At 56.8% G+C, this 21622-nt stretch carries 9 protein-coding genes; 3 read left to right on the top strand and 6 right to left on the bottom strand.

Annotated features, from left to right (window positions below; translation table 11 throughout):
* Positions 1 to 2 precede the first annotated feature (2 nt).
* Genes Pla52nx_RS03720 through Pla52nx_RS03705 form a run of 4 tightly spaced genes read right to left on the bottom strand, consistent with a single transcriptional unit; the run spans position 3 to position 6312 of the window.
* On the bottom strand, positions 3 to 1490 hold the full coding sequence (locus Pla52nx_RS03720) for an efflux RND transporter periplasmic adaptor subunit (RefSeq protein WP_146518338.1): 1488 nt from the start codon (positions 1488 to 1490) through the stop codon (positions 3 to 5).
* 6 nt (positions 1491 to 1496) lie between these two features.
* Positions 1497 to 2390, bottom strand: a complete 894-nt coding sequence (locus Pla52nx_RS03715; protein WP_146518337.1) for an efflux RND transporter periplasmic adaptor subunit — start codon at positions 2388 to 2390, stop codon at positions 1497 to 1499.
* Positions 2387 to 4354 (bottom strand): preprotein translocase subunit SecA, encoded by a 1968-nt coding sequence (locus tag Pla52nx_RS03710; protein ID WP_146518336.1) that lies wholly within the window; start codon positions 4352 to 4354, stop codon positions 2387 to 2389. Before Pla52nx_RS03710 ends, Pla52nx_RS03715 begins: the two co-directional genes overlap by 4 nt.
* Positions 4351 to 6312: a TolC family protein gene (locus Pla52nx_RS03705; RefSeq protein ID WP_231741691.1), complete on the bottom strand. Its 1962-nt coding sequence runs from the start codon at positions 6310 to 6312 to the stop codon at positions 4351 to 4353. Before Pla52nx_RS03705 ends, Pla52nx_RS03710 begins: the two co-directional genes overlap by 4 nt.
* Positions 6313 to 6722: 410 nt before the next feature.
* On the opposite strand from Pla52nx_RS03705, the gene Pla52nx_RS03700 reads away from it, so the two are divergent.
* On the top strand, positions 6723 to 14135 hold the full coding sequence (locus tag Pla52nx_RS03700) for a DUF4347 domain-containing protein (RefSeq protein WP_231741690.1): 7413 nt from the start codon (positions 6723 to 6725) through the stop codon (positions 14133 to 14135).
* 23 nt (positions 14136 to 14158) lie between these two features.
* Complete coding sequence (locus Pla52nx_RS03695) at positions 14159 to 17092, top strand: hybrid sensor histidine kinase/response regulator (RefSeq protein WP_146518333.1); 2934 nt, start codon at positions 14159 to 14161, stop codon at positions 17090 to 17092.
* A 599-nt stretch (positions 17093 to 17691) separates the two neighbouring features.
* Here Pla52nx_RS03695 and Pla52nx_RS03690 read toward each other — a convergent pair.
* Both Pla52nx_RS03690 and Pla52nx_RS03685 read right to left on the bottom strand, forming a co-directional pair.
* A complete protein-coding gene (locus tag Pla52nx_RS03690) occupies positions 17692 to 18057 on the bottom strand; it encodes a hypothetical protein (protein WP_146518332.1) in 366 nt (121 codons plus the stop codon).
* 95 nt (positions 18058 to 18152) lie between these two features.
* Positions 18153 to 18992, bottom strand: coding sequence for a purine-nucleoside phosphorylase (locus tag Pla52nx_RS03685; protein WP_146518331.1), 840 nt, complete (start codon positions 18990 to 18992; stop codon positions 18153 to 18155).
* Positions 18993 to 19189: 197 nt separating this feature from the next.
* Here Pla52nx_RS03685 and Pla52nx_RS03680 point away from each other — a divergent pair, with 197 nt between their 5' ends.
* A complete protein-coding gene (locus tag Pla52nx_RS03680) occupies positions 19190 to 21622 on the top strand; it encodes an ATP-binding protein (RefSeq protein WP_146518330.1) in 2433 nt (810 codons plus the stop codon).

Genomic DNA, 21622 nt, shown 5'->3' with positions numbered 1-21622 from the left:
CGTCACCACCCCACTGAGCGGCGGACCGCATGATAGGCCCTGTGGAAGGCGATCCACGCGATCGTTTTCTTATCACTGCGTACCCACACACGCCCCTTCATCCCAGGACGGAGCAAGCCATCCGAGTCCTCGACCACGGCTTCGGCGACAAAAACGTTTTCGTTGTCAATCAACTCCGCCGCCGGATGAACGGTGCCAATGGTCGCGTCCAACGATTGACCGGGCAACGCGTAGAGCTGAAATCGAGCGAGCATTCCCGACTCGACGTGAGTCAACTCGCTTTCGGGAACTGAGATTTCGACGACCATCTGTGTCAACGGAGCGATCTCCATCAACGTGTCACCTTTGCGAAGCGGAATCCCTTCGCTGCGTTCCAGATCGCCGCTGACCACCATTCCCGACAGAGGGCTTCTGATCTCCAAATGTGAGCGTTGATGCAACAGCAGATCAATCTCCAGTTGCACGCTTTGCAGTTCCAGCTCGGTCAGCGTGCTCTCTGCGAACTCCTGACGGGCGCGTTGTCCCTTCAGCTTGGCCGCCAATCGTTCGCGGTCTGCTTCCTTGGCCGCCAGTTGATAGTTGATTTCTCGTGAATTGATCTTAGCCAACAAGTCACCCGACTGGACTTCGTCACCAGGTCGCACATAGACCTTTTCTAACGGTCCGTCGATCGGCGTCGCTACGTAGCGACGCAGCACGGGTTGCAGCCGACAATCTGCCGCGACGTGATAGGTGACTGGAAAGCACAGCAGGGTACCGACGAGCACGATTCCTGCGATCAACCACTTGTGTTTCTCATGATACTTTGCATCGGACCAGGCAAGCATCCATTGTCGAAATCGACCGGGCTGATTTCGATCGATCGCCGCCAGCTTTCCCGCCAACGGCACTCGCACCGCGTCGAGACAACGTAGCGTCGTGGCGGCTTGGCTCTCCGAGATCGCACGGTCATAACACAGCAACAACGCGCCGCCACGCTGATCTCGATCCTGCAACGCGACACCCAAGACGCGTTTGCAGGCCGCGGCCTTTGCGAACTGTTTGACGGCCATCAGCGAATGGCGTTGGCTCGGATCGGTCGAACCAGAATCCGTTAACGATCCACGCGCCGAGATCTCGTCCGCCGCGGCCAGCAGTGTAGTACTGTCCGCAGTCGCCGTGTCACCGCAAATTTGCAGAGGCGAATCGGGACGGGGCTGCCAAGCAAGCACGACGCGAGGACAACTGAGCCAATTCGCAATGGATGCAGCGGTGGTCGACGCCGCGGATGCGAACTGGTCATGTTGATCCAGACTGCTGATCAACTCCAGTGCCGCTGCGAGCAGCTTGGCAGCCTCCGAGTCCGCCATCGGTGAGGGTGCCCCGGTCGACTTGGCGTCACCCGTTTTGCGACCTGTTGTGTGTCCCGTCGGCAAAACGAACAACGGTTCCGATGCGATCTTGTGATCGCCGGAACCGCCGTGAGTCGTGTTGTCCGAATCGAGAGTCATGCTGGACTACCAGAGCGATCGAACGGGGCCACGAGTTGCTTGACGTCGGATACTCGGATCTGTCGAAGGTGCATGATTGAGATCCCATCGACAGACCACGCCGCCTGACAACGCCAAGTCGGAGTTTTCGATGCGTATTCGAACTCTGCGTGACCCGCTTTGCGGGTCCGTCAGCGGCGACACGTATTCGATCGTTCCTTTGGTAACCACCAGATCCCGACCGACTCGCAGAGACACGGTTTGATCATCGGCCAATCCATCCGCTTGTGAAATGGGAACGGAGAAAACGACGCTCAGCCGATCCAACTGGGCGACTTGCAGGATCACCGGATCCGTGGGCGCGACAAACTCACCCGAACGCTTGGCGATCGATACGACCACGCCGTCCAGGGGCGAAGTGATCTGCCGGAGTTTCCATTGAGCTTCGGCGCGTTGAAATTCCAGTTTCCGGACGTGCATTTCTTCGCGGATGCTTTGCAAACGAGACTCGCTCACTAAGACCGCTTCCTTGGCACGATCGAGCTCTCGCTGAGTGGCATTTCCGCGCTCGATCAAGGCCTTGTAGCTGTCCAGTTGATCTCGCTTGGCCTGCAGATCAGCTTCGGCCTCGCTGACGCGACCGGTGGAGTCCATCGCAGCGCGCGCGACAGCCATACTGGCCCGTAGCACGGAGTCCTCCATCTGAATCAATAATTGTCCTTTGCCGACATGATCGCCTTCCTCTACCGCCAACGACTCGATCACTCCGATCTCTGGTGAGGCGACGGCAACGTTGCGATAGGGTTCGGTGTAGCCCTCCAGATCGGCGGCTATCGTACGGGAACCGGTGTACGTCACACAGACGACAGCCAACACGATCGCGAGCCGGGGAATCAAAGAATTGCCCTTCAGGAATTTCATCGGGCGCTCCGATCTGACTCTTTGACACCGAATTTGGACAGGAGCCTGGAAAGGAAAGTCGGCGCTCGCATCAACGCGATCGCTTCTTCGTCACGTTTGAGCAGTTGATGCCGGGCTTGTGCAGCAGCGATCTCGCAGCGACGTTGTGCACGTGCGACATGGCGATCCAACGACTGACCAGGCACCATCCCGCTGTCGGTGATGTGACGAACGGTCCGAGCCAACCAAGGTGCGTGCTGTTGGATCCATTCGTCATCTGCAGCTATGTAGAAGCTGGCGCTGCCGGGGTCTCCGCATCTGGCGGCCCGACCGATCATCTGGCGATCCACCCGAGCCATCGGGTGGTGTTGAGAAACAATCACATGCAAACCGCCGCGTCGTGCAACCGCATCATCGAGCCGAATGTCGGTACCGCGTCCGGCCAAGTTTGTGGCCACCGTGACGGCTCCCTCGACGCCAGCTCGGGCGATGATCTCCGCTTCGCTTTCATCCTGCACGCCATTGAGCAACCGCACCGGAATGGATCGTTGCGTCATCGCCGCGACGATCAACTCACTTTGCGCGATGCTGTGCGTCCCGATCAACACCGCCCGACCTGCACGCAGCATTTCTTCTGTTTCCGCAGCGATTGCGATCGCCTTTTCGTTGGCATTGCGACAGATGCGGGTCGGGAAAACCACGCGACGATTGGGGTTGCGAGTAGGCACCCGAACCACGGGCGTTCCATAGATCGATTCGAACTCCGTCTGACAGCCATCTGCCGTCCCGGTCATGCCGCCCAGTGTTCCGTAGAGGCGAAAGAAGCGTTGGCGGGTGATCTTTGCCAACGCGCGTGTTTCGGCCGTGATCGGCAACTCCTCTGCGGCTTGGACTGCCTGATGCAGTCCGTCAGACCAAGTGCGATCGCTAAAGATCCTGCCGGTGGATTCATCGACGATTTGGATTTCTTGACCACTGACGATGTAGTGGACGTCTCGGTGTACCAGATGCTTGGCCTTCAATGCCAAGGCAACGTACTCGTGCCAAGGACGCATCAAGGCATGATGCATCGTCATTCGTCTGTTGCTGTACACCTTTCGGTGACCTTCATCGGTCAAGGTGATCGCTCGCACCAACTGATCGATGCGAAAGTCGTCTCCGAATCGCATTTTTTCAACCATCGTCAACGCCGCGAGATGGACCTCGGCATCGGCGGGCTTCTGCGAACGTGGACCGCTGAGCAATAGGGGCGAGACGGCGTCGTCGATCATCACCTGATCGGCTTCGTCAATGATCGCCACATTCAATCCACGTTGCCGTAGCAGTTCGTGGGTATCAAAGCCGTGGATGCGATGGAGCGTGGTGGTGCCCAACTCCACCGCGGAAGCCGCTCGCAGGGCAAGTTGGTCGCGCATGTAATCAAAACCAAATGCATAACCTGATCCGAAGGTCACATCACATCGATAAGCCATTTGAGTCGTTCGAAAGTCTGCTTCATCCTCCACCAACCCAGCGGACACATCCAAACATTGAAAGATCGGGCTGAGTAGCTGATGATCCCGCCGAGCAAGATAGGCGTTGGTCGTGGCAACATGCACACCACGTCCGGAGAGCGAGTGGAGGTAAGCGGGAATGACCCCGGCCAACGTCTTTCCTTCGCCGGTTTGCATCTCCGCGATCGCGCCGCACCCGACGATCAAACCGGCTCTCAGTTGCGTGTCGAATAGCTCCACTGCCTGAACACGGCGAACCGCCTCGATCACCGCAGCAGTCGCCATGGCAACGCGTTGAACGTCCAGGACGGTACCCGGAATTCTGAGCCGAACGGTTTCTTGTCTGAGCTGCTCGGCGGACATGCCTCGGATCACCTTTGCACGCTGCCGAGCCAGTGAGATGATCGATTCCAACCATCTGTCGCGACTCAGATTTCGGGCGACACGCGTGGCGACTTCTGTCCGATCCAAAGGCTCATCGAATCGTCTCATGGTTGGCCCCCGGTCTCTGAGCAGGAAGTATCTTGGGCGACGATTTCGGCTTGTCCCGTTTCTGGCATCATCGTGTCGACACGCAACAGGATGCCGCTGACCTTTCGTAAACGAACCCACGCCATGGCGTAATCGATCTGCGCCTCAATCATTGCTGATTCTTCGTCTGCTAACCTTTCTTGCGCGGTCAACAGACTTTCTATCAAGACGATGGCGGACTCATTAGGATTGGGCAGTTGCTCCCAACGCTGTGTCAGAAAGCTGACTTCTGATTCGGCCGCGTCGATCGCGAGTTTTTTAGCTACCATCTCGTTGTAGAGCGTTTCGGTTTCGCGAACCGCAATCTCGACCTCCGTGAACACCGTTTCAGTGGTCTGTTGAAAGTCCGCGATCGCCTGCGTCATCTCCCAGCGGGTTCGGTTCAGGCGGGCCAGCGAAGCACGTCTGCCGGCGGGCAACTCGTAGAGCATCCCCATCGAGTAGCCCGGACGGCCTTCGCTGAATTGGTTGCCAAACGCGCCGAAGGTGTTTCGATCACTGTCCAGTCCGGCCACGTAGGCACCGAGGATCAAATCCAAACGTGGCAGCACCTGGTTCTTTGCCGCGCCGACTTTTGTCGATACCGCTTGAATCTTTCGAATCGCTTGCGTGACATCGGCGCGATTCTCCAACGCTTCGATCACCGATTGACGGACGTTGGCCGCGACCGGAATCGCCAAAGGACGATCGATCGGCGTCCATTCCCATGACGAAACATTCAGCAATTCTGCGCTGCCTGTCAGCATCCGGATCTGCGCCTGAGCGTTCTTGATTCGAGTTGCCGCACGTGCCAACTCGGACTTGCGGCTCGTCAGTGCCGACTGTGCACGCAAGATCTGACGTTGATGAGAATCCACATCGCGACGCGCCCACAATATTTCATAAAGCCGGCTGGCACTGGCGATCAGCTTCTGTTGCTGCAACCAATGAACGCGTGCTTCGTAGAGATTCCAATATGCTTCCGTTACCGCCAGCAGGTGATTCTCCAGCTCCTGGCGTGTTTCCGTCCGGCTGACCTTCCAATCCAATTGAGCCAGAACGATCCGTGTTCGGTTGACGGCTTGGCCACCGTCACGCATCAGCGGGTGCGTGTAGTTCAGCTCCAGTCGTGTGGTGCCTTGCGGATTGGGCGTCAAAAACAACGAGTTGTTTTCTTGAAACCCACCGCGCTGTGAAAGATCCAGCTCGCCACCCGCTCGGTTCTTGCTGCGGACACCCAACGCAGAAGTCAGCGTTTCATCACGAAAACGTGTCGAGCCGTCTCCGGTCGTCAGGGTGCTACCGACAGGGTCATTGGCGTCGCTGTACTTGCCCTCCAAAAACAACGTTGGATCAAACTCAGCATCAGCCACCACGACATCCGACTGTCGAATGTGTGGTGTGGCCAACAGTGATTGCACTCGTGGAGACGAAAGCAACGCGATTTGAGCCAGGGTGCCGACATCCACCGGATAGGTTTGATCGGACAAGCCGATCTGATTCTGCATTCGCTCGTCCCACCACATCTGCAGTGGCAACGATTCAATCACAGCGTCGATGGTCGACAAGCCTGAAACATCGTCCGACTGTTGACTGCCGATGATTTGTCCCCAATCGATTTGATTGGGGGCATCGTTTGGCAACTCGAATGCCCGGCTTCGATACGAGTCCAAGTATCCGTCGTAGGGTCCGTGGGGGATCGGAACAGGCACGTTGGGCAGCATCGTGCTGGTGCCATGATGCTGCACCATCAGGTCAGATGGTTCGGCTAGTGGTTGGGGTAGCGAATATTGACCGGTCACGTGAGGGCACGCTGTTGCGTTGAGGAACAGGGTGAGTGCCAACGCGAACGGCCAAGAGAGCTTGGGAAGGGAATTCTGGCGAATCCCATTGCGGGGTTGCCGGGACGCAGCGCCACCGTCGGGGGTGTTCCGGCGCACCGGTCCCCTCTGGGTTTGGTCGATAGGCAAGCACAGTGGCCCAGTCAAGATTCCATCCAATGACAACAATTGAGCGTTCGCCGGCCTGTAGTGGGTCATCCTGACACAGCAAAACCGGGAAAACGAGCCGATCCGATGGACAGACCCGATGGTCGGAGGATCGACCTCCGTGTCGGATTACGTACAGCCGGTTTCAGCCAAAGCGAGTGTCCGTTGACTGACGGGCACAGAAAAACGCTTCAACCGGAAGATTCAGATTGGTTGGTGGTCTGTAGCGGCAAATGCGAAGTGAACGATCCAGGGTGCATCATTGCCATTACCTACGATTCAGCTGTTGCATCAGCAGCCGAACGATGCGTTGCATTCCGATCACTCCTGAACGCTCAAACAGCCCACTCCGCATATTCGCCATGACCCGCACCCCAGCTCCCTGGATGCAGCGCTGCGTGACTTCCCTTGATCGTCTCTTTTGGGCAATCGGACCTTGGAATCCTCGTTCTTTGTCGGACGTCCAAAATGCGCCGCGACTCGATGCGTTGGAGCCACGGGTGCTTTTCAGCGCGACGCCCATTGATCCTGCGTTGATGGATTCCGCCGAAAGCGACTGCGGTGCAATGGTTGCGGAAATCGACAGCACCATTGCTTCTCAGACGGATTCATTACTCTCGGATGCGCAGACGAGTCAGCATCTCCGCGAGATCGTGATCATTGACGCGTCCGTCCCTCACCTGCAGCAGTTGCTCGATGACTTTGCCGGCTCGGATCGAGACCTGGAGGTATTCGTGTTGGACTCCCGTCAGGACGGAGTTCAACAGATCAGCGACATTTTGGACGGACGAAACTCGATCGATTCGCTGCACGTGATCTCGCACGGCGAGAGTGGTCAAGTCAAGCTCGGCAACGTGTGGCTGGGTGAATCTAACTTAAGCGGCTATGCGGGCGAGATCGCATCCTGGAACGCCGCGTTGTCTAGTGGCGCGGATTTGCTCTTTTACGGCTGCGACTTGGCCGGAAATGATTCGGGACGAACGTTCCTCGACTCGATCGCTGCGTTGACCGATGCCGATGTCAACGCCAGCACCAACGATACCGGACACGACAGCTACGGTGCCGACTGGTTGCTCGAGTACGCCACCGGCAACGTCGCCACAACCGTTGTTGTCTCTCAGTCTCTGCAAGACGACTTGCTGATCAAACTCAACACCATCACGGTGACAACCACAGCGGACGTGGTCGACGCGGGTGACGGCCTGTTGTCACTTCGCGAAGCGATCTTGCAGAGCAGCAGTGGCGACAGGATCGAACTTGGCGCTGGCACCCATGGATTGGCGATCGGGGGTGAAGGTGATTTCGCAGGCGACTTTGACATCTCTCACGACTTGACCATCGCCGGGACCGGTACTCTGGACACAGCGATCTCTGGTCAGGGAATCGATCGAATCTTTGATGTGCACTCGGGCACATTGGAGATTGAAAACCTGAAACTAATCAGCGGCAATGCGTCGTCCGATGGCGGGGCGGTACGAGTTGCTGCGGCGGGAGGTGTGGTTGCCGACCAAGTCGTGATCGATGGTAACCACGCCGCTGGTGTCGGCGGCGCGATTTCGAATGCCGGAACACTGGCACTGACAAACGTGACTTTGTCTCAAAACACTGCCGTCGACGATGGGGGTGCGATTCAAAACCAAGGCATTGCTACGCTACAGTCGGTCACACTCAGTGACAACGCGTCACAAGCAAATGGCGGTGCCATTGCCAACGGATCACTGGCCACAAGCCTGGACCTCACCAACGTCACCATCAGCGGCAACACCGCCCAGGGCTCCGGTGGCGGCATTCACAGCCGAGCCAACGCGTCCTTGACTCACACGACGCTGGCCTTCAATCAAGCGGCGATTGGTGGCGGTATCTCGGTTCAGGGAGCAAGCGTCACGCTGACGTCGACCATCGTTTCTGACAACTCCGCTTCTCAATCCAACGACGTGTATGGCAGCACGTACAACTCCTTGGGTTTCAACCTGATCGCCGACACGGCGGGGGTCACAGGTTTTCAAGCCAGCGACATTCTCGGTCACTCTGCACTTCTGGAAACGCTTGCGGACAACGGTGGATTTGTTCAGACCCATGCGTTGAACGCTCGTAGCTTTGCAATTGACGCAGCGGTGACTTCCTCCGAGACCGTCGATGCCCGTGGTGAAACTCGAGCACGCGATGGTGACGGTGACACGATCGACGAAGCAGACATCGGAGCGTTTGAACTGGAACGTGACACCAGTCATATCATCGTCGTGACCAACATCAGCGATGTGGTCGATGGAGACGTCAGCTCGATTGCAGCTCTCAAGAGCAATCAAGGCTCTGACGGTGGTGTCTCGCTTCGCGAAGCAATCCAGGCGATCAACGCCCATGACGTTGGCCAGATCCAGGAGGTCCACTTTGACATCGCAGGATCTGGATTTCATCGCATCGAACTCGGCAGTACCTTGACAGTCACTCGCGAAATCATCCTGGACGCATCGACACAGGTCGGATACGCGATTGGCTCCCCCGTCATAGTGCTCGATGTATCCGACGCATTCTTGACCGATCTGTTGGTTCTCAAAGGTAGCGACAGCATCGTTCGCGGTTTCTCCATGGTGGGCGCCGATCTGAACGCAATCAAACTGGACATCTCAGACCGCAGCACGATCGTAGGCAACGTGCTCGGCATTGACGTTTCCGGTGTTCACGCAGGTGGGAACACAACCGGTATCTACGTCGTCAAATCGGACAACGTGAGAATCGGTGGCACCGACATCGCCGATCGAAATGTCGTCAGTGGCAACTCGATCGCCGGGATCGTTGTCGATGACACATCCAATAACACAGTGATTCAAGGGAACTGGATCGGCCCCGACCTGACAGGTCAGAGTATCGCACGAGGTTCGATCACCGGCATCCATGTCGGGAAAGACGTGGAAAACTTGCTCATCGGTGGAACCGCCCCCGGAGCGGGCAATGTGATCGGCGGTTTCAGTACTGGCATTCGCTATGCGGCAGACGCTTTGAACGGAACGGTGGTTCAGGGCAACTGGATCGGCACCGACGAGTCAGGAACGGTGGATCTAGGCAACACACGTGGGGTGATGCTTCTACGGGGCAACATCACGATCGGCGGCATCGGCGCCGGCGAAGCAAATACGATCGCGTTCAGTCAAAACGAAGCCATTCGATTCTCCGCTTCGTCTGGCGATCTGTATGCGGCCGAAATCGTCGGAAACTCGATGTACAACAACGGCGGCATCGGAATCGATCTCGGTGCTGATGGCGTGACGGACAACGACTACGGTGTCCTCCATGACACAGACGACGGAGTCAACCGACTAGAGAACTTTCCTGTCCTCACGTCGGCAACCGTCAACAATGGGACACTCAGTGTGGCGGGAGAGTTCTTCGGTGAATTGGATCCGGGTGTCATCATCGATTTCTACTTGAGCGATTCCGACAACAGGCAGGGAAAAACATACTTGGGGTTCATCGTCGTGAACCCTGATCTTCTCGGCTACGAGGCATTCAATGCGACTTTGACCGATGCTTCTGTAGCCGCTGGACAATTCGTAGTGGCCACTGCCACCCATCCCGATGGCAGCACCTCAGAGTTCTCTGCAGGCGTCGCTGTGACCATCAACAACTCGGCACCGACTGCGATCTCATTAAGCAATACTGTGGTCAGTGAAGGAATCGATTCCTCCGGCGGCCTGTCGGTGGGAACACTATCCTCCACCGATGCTGATGCATTGGACACGGCGAACTATCAAATCGCTGGTGGAGGCGATGCCGCCGTCTTTTCAATCGGTGGCCCAGACGGAAACCAGTTGACTCTGACGACTGGTGTACTGGATTTTGAGTCCAAGAGTTCCTACGAAGTGATTGTACGCGTCACCGATGCCAGCGGCGGTCAATTCGATGAAACATTCACCATCACCGTGACGGATCGATCTCAAGGACTCATCACGGTCGATACGACCAGCGATCTGAACGACACCGGACGCAGCGACTTTGATATTTCCTGGTTGGAATCCAACAAGGGAACCGATGGAAAGATTTCGCTACGCGAAGCCATCATCGCTGCGAACAACACCGCCAATGAAGACGGCGTGGACCGAATCGTTTTTGACATCGCTGGTGGTCCTCAGCACATCATCAGTCTCAACGCGGCACTACCAGAAATCACTGGTGCGGTGATGATCGACGGCACCACCGATCCGAGCTTTGTTGACCGCCCCATCATCGTGCTCAGGGGCAACGACATCGCTGCCAGCGGACTCGTCCTCGCCGATGGCTCCAGCGGCAGCACGATTCGAGGCTTGGTCATCCGTGACTTTGGACTCAATGGGATCACCATCGCGGCGTCCAGTTCAGCGAATCACACGATTCAGGGCAACTGGATTGGTGGACTGGACGCCCTCACCGGAGCGGATTCGGGTGATCAAGCCAACGGAGGATCGGGGATTTATGTCCTGGGAAATGGGACGACGATCGGTGGCAGCCTCGCTGATGCGAACTTGATTGCCAACAATCAAGCCGACGGGGTCACGATTGCAGGCACCGGAATCAACAACACGATTCGATTCAACGTGATCCGGGACAATGGCGATCTTGGAATCGACCTGGGTGATGACGGGATCACGAATAATGACAATGGCAGCAGTGACAGTGACACTGGCGCGAATACATTGCAGAACTATCCGGAGATTCAATCAGCAGCAATCAATACGTCCGGCGATCTCGATATCAGTGCGCAGTTCAAAAGCACCGGCAGCAGCACCTTTGTGGTCGACTTTTATCTCTCGACCAACGATCTCTCGGGTCACGGCGAAGCGTCTCGATGGCTCGGATCCACCAGCACGACAACGACGCCTGGTGGCGTGGGGAATTTCTCTCACACATTGGCTGGCACCGGAATCACGTCAGGCGATTCGGTCACCGTCACCGTCACCGACCAAAACGGCAACACGTCCGAATTTGCAGCCAACGTCTCCATTGCCAATGCCAATGCCAATGTACCGCCCGTGCTCTCGGGCATCGAGTCGACGACGTTGAGTTTTGCGGAAGACAGTATTCCCGTTTCGATCTCATCCACACTTTCTGTTTCCGATTCCGACGATGCCAATCTGCAATCCGCAAGCATCAGCCTAGTCGGTTTTGTGGCCGGTCAAGACATTTTGGATTTCACGAACACCGCTCAGATCACAAAGTCATGGGATGCGGTTTCCGGCATCTTGACCCTATCCGGCAATGCCACCGTGGCGGCATACCAAGCGGCCCTACGAAACGTCACCTTTCAAAACACCAGTGACACGCCTGATCTGACTTCGCGAACGTTGAATGTGACTGTCTTTGACGGTACCGACACGAGCAACGTTCTGTCTCGCAGTGTTTCGGTCTCCAAAACCAACGATGCTCCAACCGGTGCACCGGTAATCGTCGGCACGATTGCCGAGAACGAAACGCTTTCGCTGAACACATCTGCGATCGCTGACGCGGACGGATTGGGGACCTTTAGTTTTCTGTGGAAGCGTGGCACAACGGTCGTCTCCACCGCATCGACTTACACTCTGAGCGACATCGACGTCGGGCAGTCCATCCAAGCCGTGGTGAACTACGTGGACGGGCAAGGGTTCAGCGAATCGCTGACGTCGGCCGCGACGGGTAACGTCACCGCCGTGAATGATCCAGCCACCGGGGCTCCCGTGATTGTCGGCTCAGCGGCAGAGAACCAAACCCTTTCGGTCGATACGTCTGGTATCTCCGACGCGGACGGATTGGGCGCATTCACCTATCAGTGGAGACGCGGCGCGACAGTGGTTTCAACCGCTTCGACCTACACGCTGAGTGATGACGATGTGGGACAGCCGATCAGTGTCGAGTTGAACTTCACCGACGGACAGGGATTCAACGAATCGCTGACATCGGCTGCGACGGGCAATGTGACGGCTGGGAATGACGCTGCGACCGGTGCTCCGCTAATCATTGGTACCGCGACGGAGGATCAGACTCTTTCGGTCGATACGTCTGGAGTCACTGATGCTGATGGACTGGGCACTTTCGGATTTCAATGGACGCGTGGCGGAACCGTCGTGTCAACGTCCCCGACTTATTTGCTTGATGACCCTGACGTGGCACAAGTGATCGCGGTGACGGTCAGCTTTGTGGACGGTCAGGGATTCACCGAAACGCTCACATCTGCATCAACGCCGCCGGTGGCCAGTGTGAACGATGTCCCCACGGGGAACGTGACTATCTCTGGAAACATCGAGATTGGACAGACGTTGACTGCGGTGATCTCAGCCGTCCAGGATGTCGACGGTTTATCCCCGCCAAGTTTTCAGTGGTATCGCGGCGGTACGATCATCGGCGGGGCGACCAATCAAACTTACGTGCTGACCACTGCGGATGGCGGTCAGCAGATCACCGTTGAAATCACCTATCTCGATGGACAGGGAACGACGGAACAGATGACATCGGCTCCGACTCCAACCATCGCGGCCCCCAATCAACCCGTTCAACTGCAAACGGCACCCAGTGATCAGTTTGCGGTGGAAGACCAACCGTTTGGCTTCACTCTACCGGCTGGAACCTTCGTCGATCCCGATGGTGATCCCATCACCTACTACGCACGCACCGTCGGTGGAGGCGGGTTGCCTGGTTGGCTCACATTCAATGCTGCCACGCAAACCTTTAGTGGAACCCCTGGCAATGCGGCGGTGGGGACCGTCAGCATTGAAGTCCTCGCCAGCGACGGTCCTCCCCAGTTCGCATCGACGACATTCGACATCACCGTTTCCAATGTCAATGACGCGCCTCAGCTCAGAGACAGCCGTCGTACGGTGCCCTTCACAGACAGGATTGTCGTCGGACCCTCGCTGTTTCAGAATGCCAGCTCGGATGTCGATTCAACCAACTTGATCGCCGCACTGGTAACGGCTCCCGAGACGGGGAGTTTGCAGCTCAGTCCGGATGGTTCGTTTACCTTCACGCCGCAAGACAACTTTTTTGGAAACGTCACGTTTCAATGGCAAGCCTCTGACGGTGCCCTCAGCAGTAATGTTGCAACGGTCACAATCGTCATCGCCCCACCAGTCAATGCGATCGCCGCAGCACCGACCGAGCCTATCGATCCGGGCGAGGGCGACTCATTGAGAGAAGCCGATGCCGCCGATGAAGTGATCGAGGAAGCACCAGTGTTGGTTGTCATCCCGACAACCGAATCACCGGAAACCGGGTTAGTGATTGTTGAATCTCCAGGTGTCGAAGTCGTCTTGGCAGCCGATGAGTCCGACAGCGAAGACGGCGTGTTCGTTTTAGATTTCGAAATCGATGCCTCCCTGACGCGACGTGCACTGTCTGCTCCGGTTTCCAGTACGACAAACACAGCAGCAAGGATCTCGACGGACAGTGATTCTCGAAGCTCGGTTTTCGTTCTCGACGCGGCGGGATTGACCGAGCAGTATGCGGCATTGAGTGACACAGGAGAGATTTGGAAACAACTGGATCAACAACAGAGAGAGATTGATTTGCTATTGGCCAGCGAAAAGGTGATGGTGGGATCGGTCGGAGTTGCCACAGGTGGTTTCACCGTCGGCATCGTCGCTTGGGCATTGCGAGGCGGTTTCCTGCTTTCAGGACTACTGACACAACTACCGCTTTGGAAATCACTTGATCCGATGCTCATCATGCAAGGAGTGCACAGTGACGATCAGGACTCACTGGAGGAAATCATGGACAAGGAACAACAGGCACTGGATGATCAGGAGACAACGACCGGTGAGGCTCTCGCATAATGGGATATCACGCTAGTTAAACGATGAATCTCTACCGTCGCATTCCAATTCGATTCCGCATCGCACTGGGGTTGGTCGGCATGATGGCCGGGACCATTCTGCTTGCCGATGCGTTCGGTCTTTGGCCCAGCGAGAAACGCCAAGTCCTCAAGGGACGCGCCCAGCTCTGCGAAACCCTGGCCATCAGCGGGACGGCGATGGTGTCCACCGGTGACCTCGACGGACTTCGCATCACCATGGCAGGTATCACCAAGCGGGATGCCCAAATACGCTCCACCGGATTTCGAACCATTGACGGCGAACTGTTGGTTGACGCCGGAGATCACAGCCAATGCTGGGATGAAACGCTGCCCAACGGCGAATTGCAGATGCGCGTCCCCGTGTACCGAAACGGCACAACGTGGGGGCACCTGGAGGTCGCTTTCGCCTCCGTCGGCGAGAGCCTGGGATGGCACCGCTACGGAATCTATTCACTCGTGGCGATCATCGTGCCCATGTGTTTCATCCAGTTTTCGATCTTTCTCAGAAAGACGCTCGATGCGATGGACGCCAACGGCGCGGTCCCCAAAACGGTCCGAGACGTTCTCAATACCTTTGTCGAAGGTTTGGTCCTGATCGACAACCGGAATCGAATCCTGTTCGCCAATCGAAAGGTTTGTGATTCCGCCGGACAAACCACGCAGCAACTCGTCGGCAAATCCATCAACGATTTGCCCTGGGTCGTCACCGATGGCGAACAAGAACTGCCGTGGGTGGAAGCCAACCGTAGCGGCGAAAGTGTGCGAGACCGTGTGATTCAAATGAATCACCAATCTCAAGACGGAGAAACAAGAACGCTCACTTTCACCGTGAACTGCACCACCTATCCGGGACGCGGCGTGATGACGACTTTGGACGACATCACAGAGATCGAAGAAAACAAGGCAAAACTCGCCGTTGCCCTGGGTGCCGCAAAAGATGCCAGCGAAGCAAAAAGCAGTTTCCTGGCCAACATGAGCCACGAAATCAGAACGCCGCTCAACGCCGTTCTCGGATTCACCGACGTGTTGCGTCGTGGGATGGTGACCAGCAGCGAGGAAGCCGTCGATCACTTGAACATGATCCACCGCAGCGGCGCACATCTGCTGTCCTTGATCAATGACATCTTGGATCTGTCCAAGATCGAAGCGGGCAAGATGCAAGTGGAAAGTATTCCCACGGCGGTCCATCAAGCACTCTTGGATGCAACCGGCGTGCAGACGGCGCGTGCCAAAGAAAAGAACATCAACCTGACCATCGAGCTGCTGAGCGATATTCCACGAACCGTCCTAGGCGATCCAACACGGTTGAGGCAGATCATTACCAATCTGGTCGGAAACGCAATCAAGTTCACGGAAAACGGCGAGGTCCGCGTTTTGGCGGAGTGTCAAACATCCGCTGACGACCCTTGCTTGAGGATTCATGTTCAAGACACCGGCATTGGAATGACGCCGGAGCAACAAGACAAGATCTTTGAGTCGTTCGTGCAAGCCGATAGCTCGACGACGCGAAAGTTTGGCGGAACGGGCTTGGGACTGTCCATCAGCCGACGTCTTGCCGAAGCAATGGGCGGTGGTCTGACGGTGCAAAGCGTGGCGGGCGAGGGCAGCACGTTTACGCTGACTCTGCCGATCGCTGAAAACGATCTGTCGGACATGATCTCGCCTGACGAAGTCCAACGCATGGCTTCAGCTCGCGATGCCGGCCAGGGCAATGCAGTCCTTCGTTTGCCACACGATCCCATCCTCGTGGTCGACGACGGTGCCGCCAACCGCCGTTTGATCGAACTCGTGCTGGGACGCGCCGGGGCAGACGTGACCTGTGTGACCAACGGCCTTGAGGCGATTGAGGAAATGGAGCGTCGTGAGTATCGCTTGGTGTTCATGGACATGCAGATGCCGGTCTTGGACGGAATGTCTGCCACGCGACGATTACGGCAGTCCGGATGCACGACACCGATCGTCGCGCTGACGGGCAACGCAATGAAGGGCGACCGAGAAAAATGCCTGGAAGCAGGATGTGACGATTTCCTCAGCAAACCAGTGGACCTGGATGCGTTGCTTGCCTGCGCCGCTGGGTATGTCGGTGTCGCAGATGACAGCGATCAATCAGCGCACCAAACCACAGACGGACACGCGGTTGACTTTGGCGGGTTGATCCAGAATCGCACGCACGCACCGCAATCAACCAACCCAGGGCATTCCAATACATCGGCCACCGACCCTACGGGACCGATCCATTCTCGGCTGCCCATGGACGACGAAGACTATCGATCCGTCGTGGTGGACTTTATCGCTCGCTTGGACGGCCGCCTCAAAGCGATGCTGCACGCGTTGGAATCGAACTCCTTTGACGAGCTGCAGCAAGAAGCACACTGGCTAAAAGGCAGCGGCGGAACCGTTGGGCTGCCCGAACTAGGCCCACCCGCATTGCGTTTGGAGAGTGCGGCAAAGCAATCTGATTTTGGACAGGCGCTCTCGATCATGCGAGAAATCTGCGACATTCGCTCTCGCATCGTCTCGCCCGCTGCGGCAGCCGACATGCTGATTGAGGAACAACACGCGGTCGCCAAACTCAACCAAGCAAGCCATCTCACCGAGGTCGATTGCCACGACTTGTCCACCGAACCGATTCCTTGCTCCTTGCCGCTGGACGATGCTGAATACGCAGAGATCGTTGCGGACTTCATCGTTCGATTGGATGAACGACTCGACGCGATGCAAGATTTGCTCGATGAGGGTCTGTTCGAATCTCTGGGCAATGAAGCCCACTGGCTCAAGGGAGCCGGCGGAACCGTCGGCTATGGTGCATTGACTCAGCCAGCCATGGAACTCTTGCAAGCCGCTCGTGACGAAGCACTTGACCGATGTCAGCATGCCTTGGATGCCGTACTCCAAATCCGCGCCCGCCTGATCGTGCCGCAGTTGTCATCACGCTAGGCAAGTGAATCCGTTATCTGCGTGGGCCGTAACGGCACCGGACAGAGCGTTGGGTGGTGTCATGCGTCTGAAACGCTGGGCCGTCATGCGACGTGTTTTACACATTGAGAAAGATGTTCGATGGGGGCAAGACCCGGCCGCTCACGAAAACGTCCGGCTTAGATCAACGTCGCAGAACATGGCTCCCCTCTCCCCACAAAGTAAGGCAAGTGCTGCTTGCCTTACTTTGTGGGGAGAGGGGCTGGGGGTGAGGGGCTGAAACCGATCGAAACTAATGATCTGATTCACTTTGAAATTGTCTGTGAGGTGTCTCAAACCTATTCTTCGGCAAGCATACTTGCCTGTACGCGTTGCCCCCTCACCCCCAGCCCCTCTCCCCCAAATCCTGGCTCGCTTAGGCTCGCCAGGATTTGGGGGAGAGGGGAGCCATGATTGTTTTGAACGCACATCCAGTCGCTCACTCGCGCGTCGAGCTGGTATTTGGTCGACGATTCGCCGACCTCAGCTGGACGTTCTCTCACGCGTCATGGCTCAAAGCGTTTTACAGCGTCATACGATTGCCACTTCCCGCATCATGCTTTGATACTGCGGGTGCATCATCACCGATCCTCAAGCTCCTTGACCGTGGGATTTGCCTGGATCTCCAACTCGCGCGCCTCTGCTGGTGAACCAAATGACTTGTGGTCGAATTCGGATGGATCGACCTCCTCATTGACGGACTGCCATTTCAACGTCACCTCACTCTCAGAGACCCGAACTTCCTTTGCGTTCGCTGGTGCAGCGGGATCTGCCGTAGCCCTGATCATTAAAGCCTTGTCCGAGTACTTGACCGGCACCATTTGGCCGTTTCGCTCTTGCCAATCGACGGATGCCAGAAATCTAAACCGTGTCGGAGTAAAGGTATTCGATTTCTCTTCGTACGTTCCCAAATCAACCGCCGGACAATTATCGCAAACTTGTTTCATCCCATGAGCACATTGCCTTTGTCTGCCAACCCCAATGGGATTGAATAACATTGCTTAGCGATACATTTCGCGTCTAGGAGAGACGAGGCTACGTGTTACGCCAATCGGGTTTGGCCGGCTTGGGTGACGATTTCGCTGACGATGGTCAGTAGTCTTGGGGCGGCTTCGTTGGCGGTGGCGATGATCTCCGCCACGTCGGCCGGTTTCAGCATGTCGGGCAAGCACATGTCGGTGATCACGCTGAGGCCGACGACCTTTAATCCACAGTGGACGGCGACGATCGTTTCGGGGACCGTGCTCATGCCGACCACGTCGGCGCCGATCAATCTCAGGAAACGGTACTCCGCGCGCGTTTCCAGGTTTGGACCGGCGACGGCGACGAAGACTCCTTTGTGAACACCAATTCCCTGCCGGCGTGCCAACTCGATCGTGCGATCGACCCACTGTTGATCGTACGGTTCGCACATGTCGGGAAAGCGTGGTCCCAAGCGATCGTCGTTGATGCCGATCAACGGGTTGTCGCCCATCAGATTGATCTGATCTTCGATCACCATGATATCGCCGCCCTTGAAATACGGATTCAATCCGCCACACGCGTTACTGACGATCAGCAACTCAGCGCCGAGGGCATTGAAGACACGCACCGGTAGCGTGATTTGCTTCAGCGGGTAGCCTTCGTACATGTGAAATCGGCCTTCCATCGCCATCACACACACGCCGTTGAGATAACCGCATACCAATCGACCCGCGTGGCTGGTTGCGGTCGACTTTGGAAAATGGGGAATGTCTCCGTAGTCGATCGTCGCGCGGACATCGATCTGATCCACCAGTCCGCCCAGGCCTGTCCCCAAAATGATGGCAACGGTCGGCTTGTCGGCGAATACTTCACGAATCGCCGCACAAGCGTCTTCGATTTTGTCGTACAGATCTAACACGGTTTCATCTCGCGGGGTTGGATTTTCAGTTCACGATGTTCCGTCAAAGGAATGCACAGGATACCGCTTGGGCACGCATTGCGAACACCACCCGCGAACGCCACCGCGGCGGAATCGTCGCATGATACCGATTTCCGGAGAAACTGCTAAAATCCTGCAAATCTCGGTTTCTCTTCTCAACGATCACACGACTGACCATGGCCATTCCGTCACCCGATCAATTCGAAAAACTCGCGTCGTTTTATCTTGGACGGCATTTCGACATGACATCCGGCGAGCTGCAGGACAGCTTGTTGATGTACGACGCCAAGGACCTGTGCACTCACGCGATGTGCGTCGGAATGACCGGCAGCGGCAAGACGGGACTCTGTCTGTCCCTGTTGGAGGAAGCCGCGATCGACGGCATTCCGGCGATCTGCATCGATCCCAAGGGCGACTTGGCCAACCTGTTGCTGACGTTTCCCGACATGAAACCGTCGGATTTCCTGCCATGGTTGGAACAAGGCGAAGCGACACGCAAAGGGCTGACGCTGGAGCAGTTCGCCGAAAAGACGGCTACGGCTTGGCGCGATGGTTTGGCTTCGTGGGGTCAGTCGCCCGATCGCGTGCGTAAGCTCAAGGAATCGGTGGACATCGCCATCTACACACCGGGCAGCAATATCGGATTGCCATTGACGGTCTTGAAAAGCTTTGACGCTCCGTCGGCCGAAACGATCAACGACTCCGAGATGCTCGGCGAACGCGTCACTGGCGCGGTGTCCGGCTTGTTGACCTTGATGGGGATGGATGCGGACCCACTGACGTCGACCGAACACATCTTGCTTTCATCGATCCTGTCGCACCAGTGGCGTGAAGGACACGATGTGGGCATCGCTCAACTGATTCGCTTGATTCAATCTCCGCCCATCACTCGCATCGGCGTGATCGATTTGGAAACGTTCATGCCGGCGGCCAATCGTGCCAAGCTGGCGATGAAACTGAACAACCTGCTCGCTTCGCCCGCCTTTGCCTCCTGGCTTGAGGGTGAATCGTTGTCGATCAGTCGGTTGCTGTACACACCGGAGGGCAAGCCGAGGGTATCGATCATCTCGATCGCGCATCTGACGGACAGCGAACGGATGTTCTTTGTCACGATCTTGTTGAACGAATTGGTCGGCTGGATGCGGACGCAGAGCGGAACCAGTTCGCTGCGTGCGATGTTCTACATGGACGAAGTCGCCGGATACTTTCCGCCTGTAGCCAATCCGCCATCCAAGCCACCGATGCTGACCTTGCTCAAGCAGGCTCGTGCGTTCGGCTTGGGCATCACACTGGCGACTCAAAATCCGGTGGACTTGGATTACAAGGGATTGTCGAACATCGGAACTTGGTTCTTGGGTCGATTGCAAACCGAACGTGACAAGGCCCGCGTCTTGGAGGGGCTGGAGGGAGCAGCGGGGCAAGCAGGACAAGCGTTCGATCGAAACGAGATGGAACGGATCCTGGCTGGGCTGGGCAATCGTGTCTTCATGATGAACAACGTTCACAACGACTACCCGGTGACCTTTCAAACACGATGGGCGATGTCGTTCTTAGCCGGACCACTGGCGCGACGCCAGATCACGACGTTGATGGCCGATCGCAAGGCGGCCGCGGATGCCAAACAGGCCGCTGGAAACGACTCGATGGCCAGCGAACCCGCGGCTGTCACTCGGCCGGTGGTTCCATCGGGTGTCGATGAAAAATTCCTCGGTGTTTCCCTGGCACCGAGGCCCGGAAACCAACTGGTGTATCGCCCCGCCGTGGCCGCGGAGGGCTCCATGCACTTCATCCGTGCCAGTGCGGATCTGGATGAATGGACAGATACGTTTCGAATCGTTCGCTGCGGCAAAGGAGTCCCGGAGGAGCTTTGGGAACAGAGCGAGCCGATGTCCAAGGACGCAGACTTACTGGACGAACCGGAGACGGACTTTGCCTTCAGCGATCTGCCCGACGACCTTCGCAGCAAGTCCAAGTTTCGATCTTACAAGTCCCAGTTCAAGGATTACTTGTACCGCCACTGTTACATGACGCTCTACGAGTGTCCGATGCTGAAGGGCTATGCACCGGGAGGCAGCAGCGAGGCGGAGGCACGTTTGTTCTTTCAGCAGCAGTTGCGTGAGAAGCGTGACCTGGAGATGGAAAAACTGCGGGACAAGATCGACTCCAAAATCAAATCTTTGGAGAGCAAGATGCGAACCGCAGAAGATCGCATCGAACGCGAAGAGGCACAGTACGGACAGGCAAAGTGGTCGTCGTTGGTCACGGTCGGCTCATCGATCCTGGGCGCTTTCATGGGCGGGCGGCGATCAGGGGTGGCGACGGCAGCCCGTGGGATCGGTCGAGCGACGCAACAAAAGGATGACATTCGCCGCGCCGAGGAGGCCTTGGAGATGCTGCAGTCGGACCGCGAAGAACTGGAGGCGGAGTTGGCCCGAGACATTGATGATTTGGGCAAACGATTCGACATTGATTTGGTGAAACTCGAAACGACCGAAATCCCGCCACGAAAAAGCGACTTAAAAACCGAAGATCCCTTCATCTTGTGGACTCCATGGCAAGTCGACTCGTCGGGCATCGCGTCGCCGCTGTTCGAATTACCGACCGAATGA

The organism is Stieleria varia (assembly GCF_038443385.1).
GTDB classification, from domain to species: Bacteria; Planctomycetota; Planctomycetia; order Pirellulales; family Pirellulaceae; genus Stieleria; species Stieleria varia.
This window is presented reverse-complemented; position numbering and strand designations above follow the sequence as displayed.

Coding starts and splice junctions, on each gene's coding strand:
- Pla52nx_RS03720 (WP_146518338.1), bottom strand. CDS start 1,490: ATGACTCTCGATTCGGACAACACGACTCACGGCGGTTCCGGCGATCAC.
- Pla52nx_RS03715 (WP_146518337.1), bottom strand. CDS start 2,390: ATGAAATTCCTGAAGGGCAATTCTTTGATTCCCCGGCTCGCGATCGTG.
- Pla52nx_RS03710 (WP_146518336.1), bottom strand. CDS start 4,354: ATGAGACGATTCGATGAGCCTTTGGATCGGACAGAAGTCGCCACGCGT.
- Pla52nx_RS03700 (WP_231741690.1), top strand. CDS start 6,723: ATGACCCGCACCCCAGCTCCCTGGATGCAGCGCTGCGTGACTTCCCTT.
- Pla52nx_RS03695 (WP_146518333.1), top strand. CDS start 14,159: ATGAATCTCTACCGTCGCATTCCAATTCGATTCCGCATCGCACTGGGG.
- Pla52nx_RS03690 (WP_146518332.1), bottom strand. CDS start 18,057: ATGAAACAAGTTTGCGATAATTGTCCGGCGGTTGATTTGGGAACGTAC.
- Pla52nx_RS03680 (WP_146518330.1), top strand. CDS start 19,190: ATGGCCATTCCGTCACCCGATCAATTCGAAAAACTCGCGTCGTTTTAT.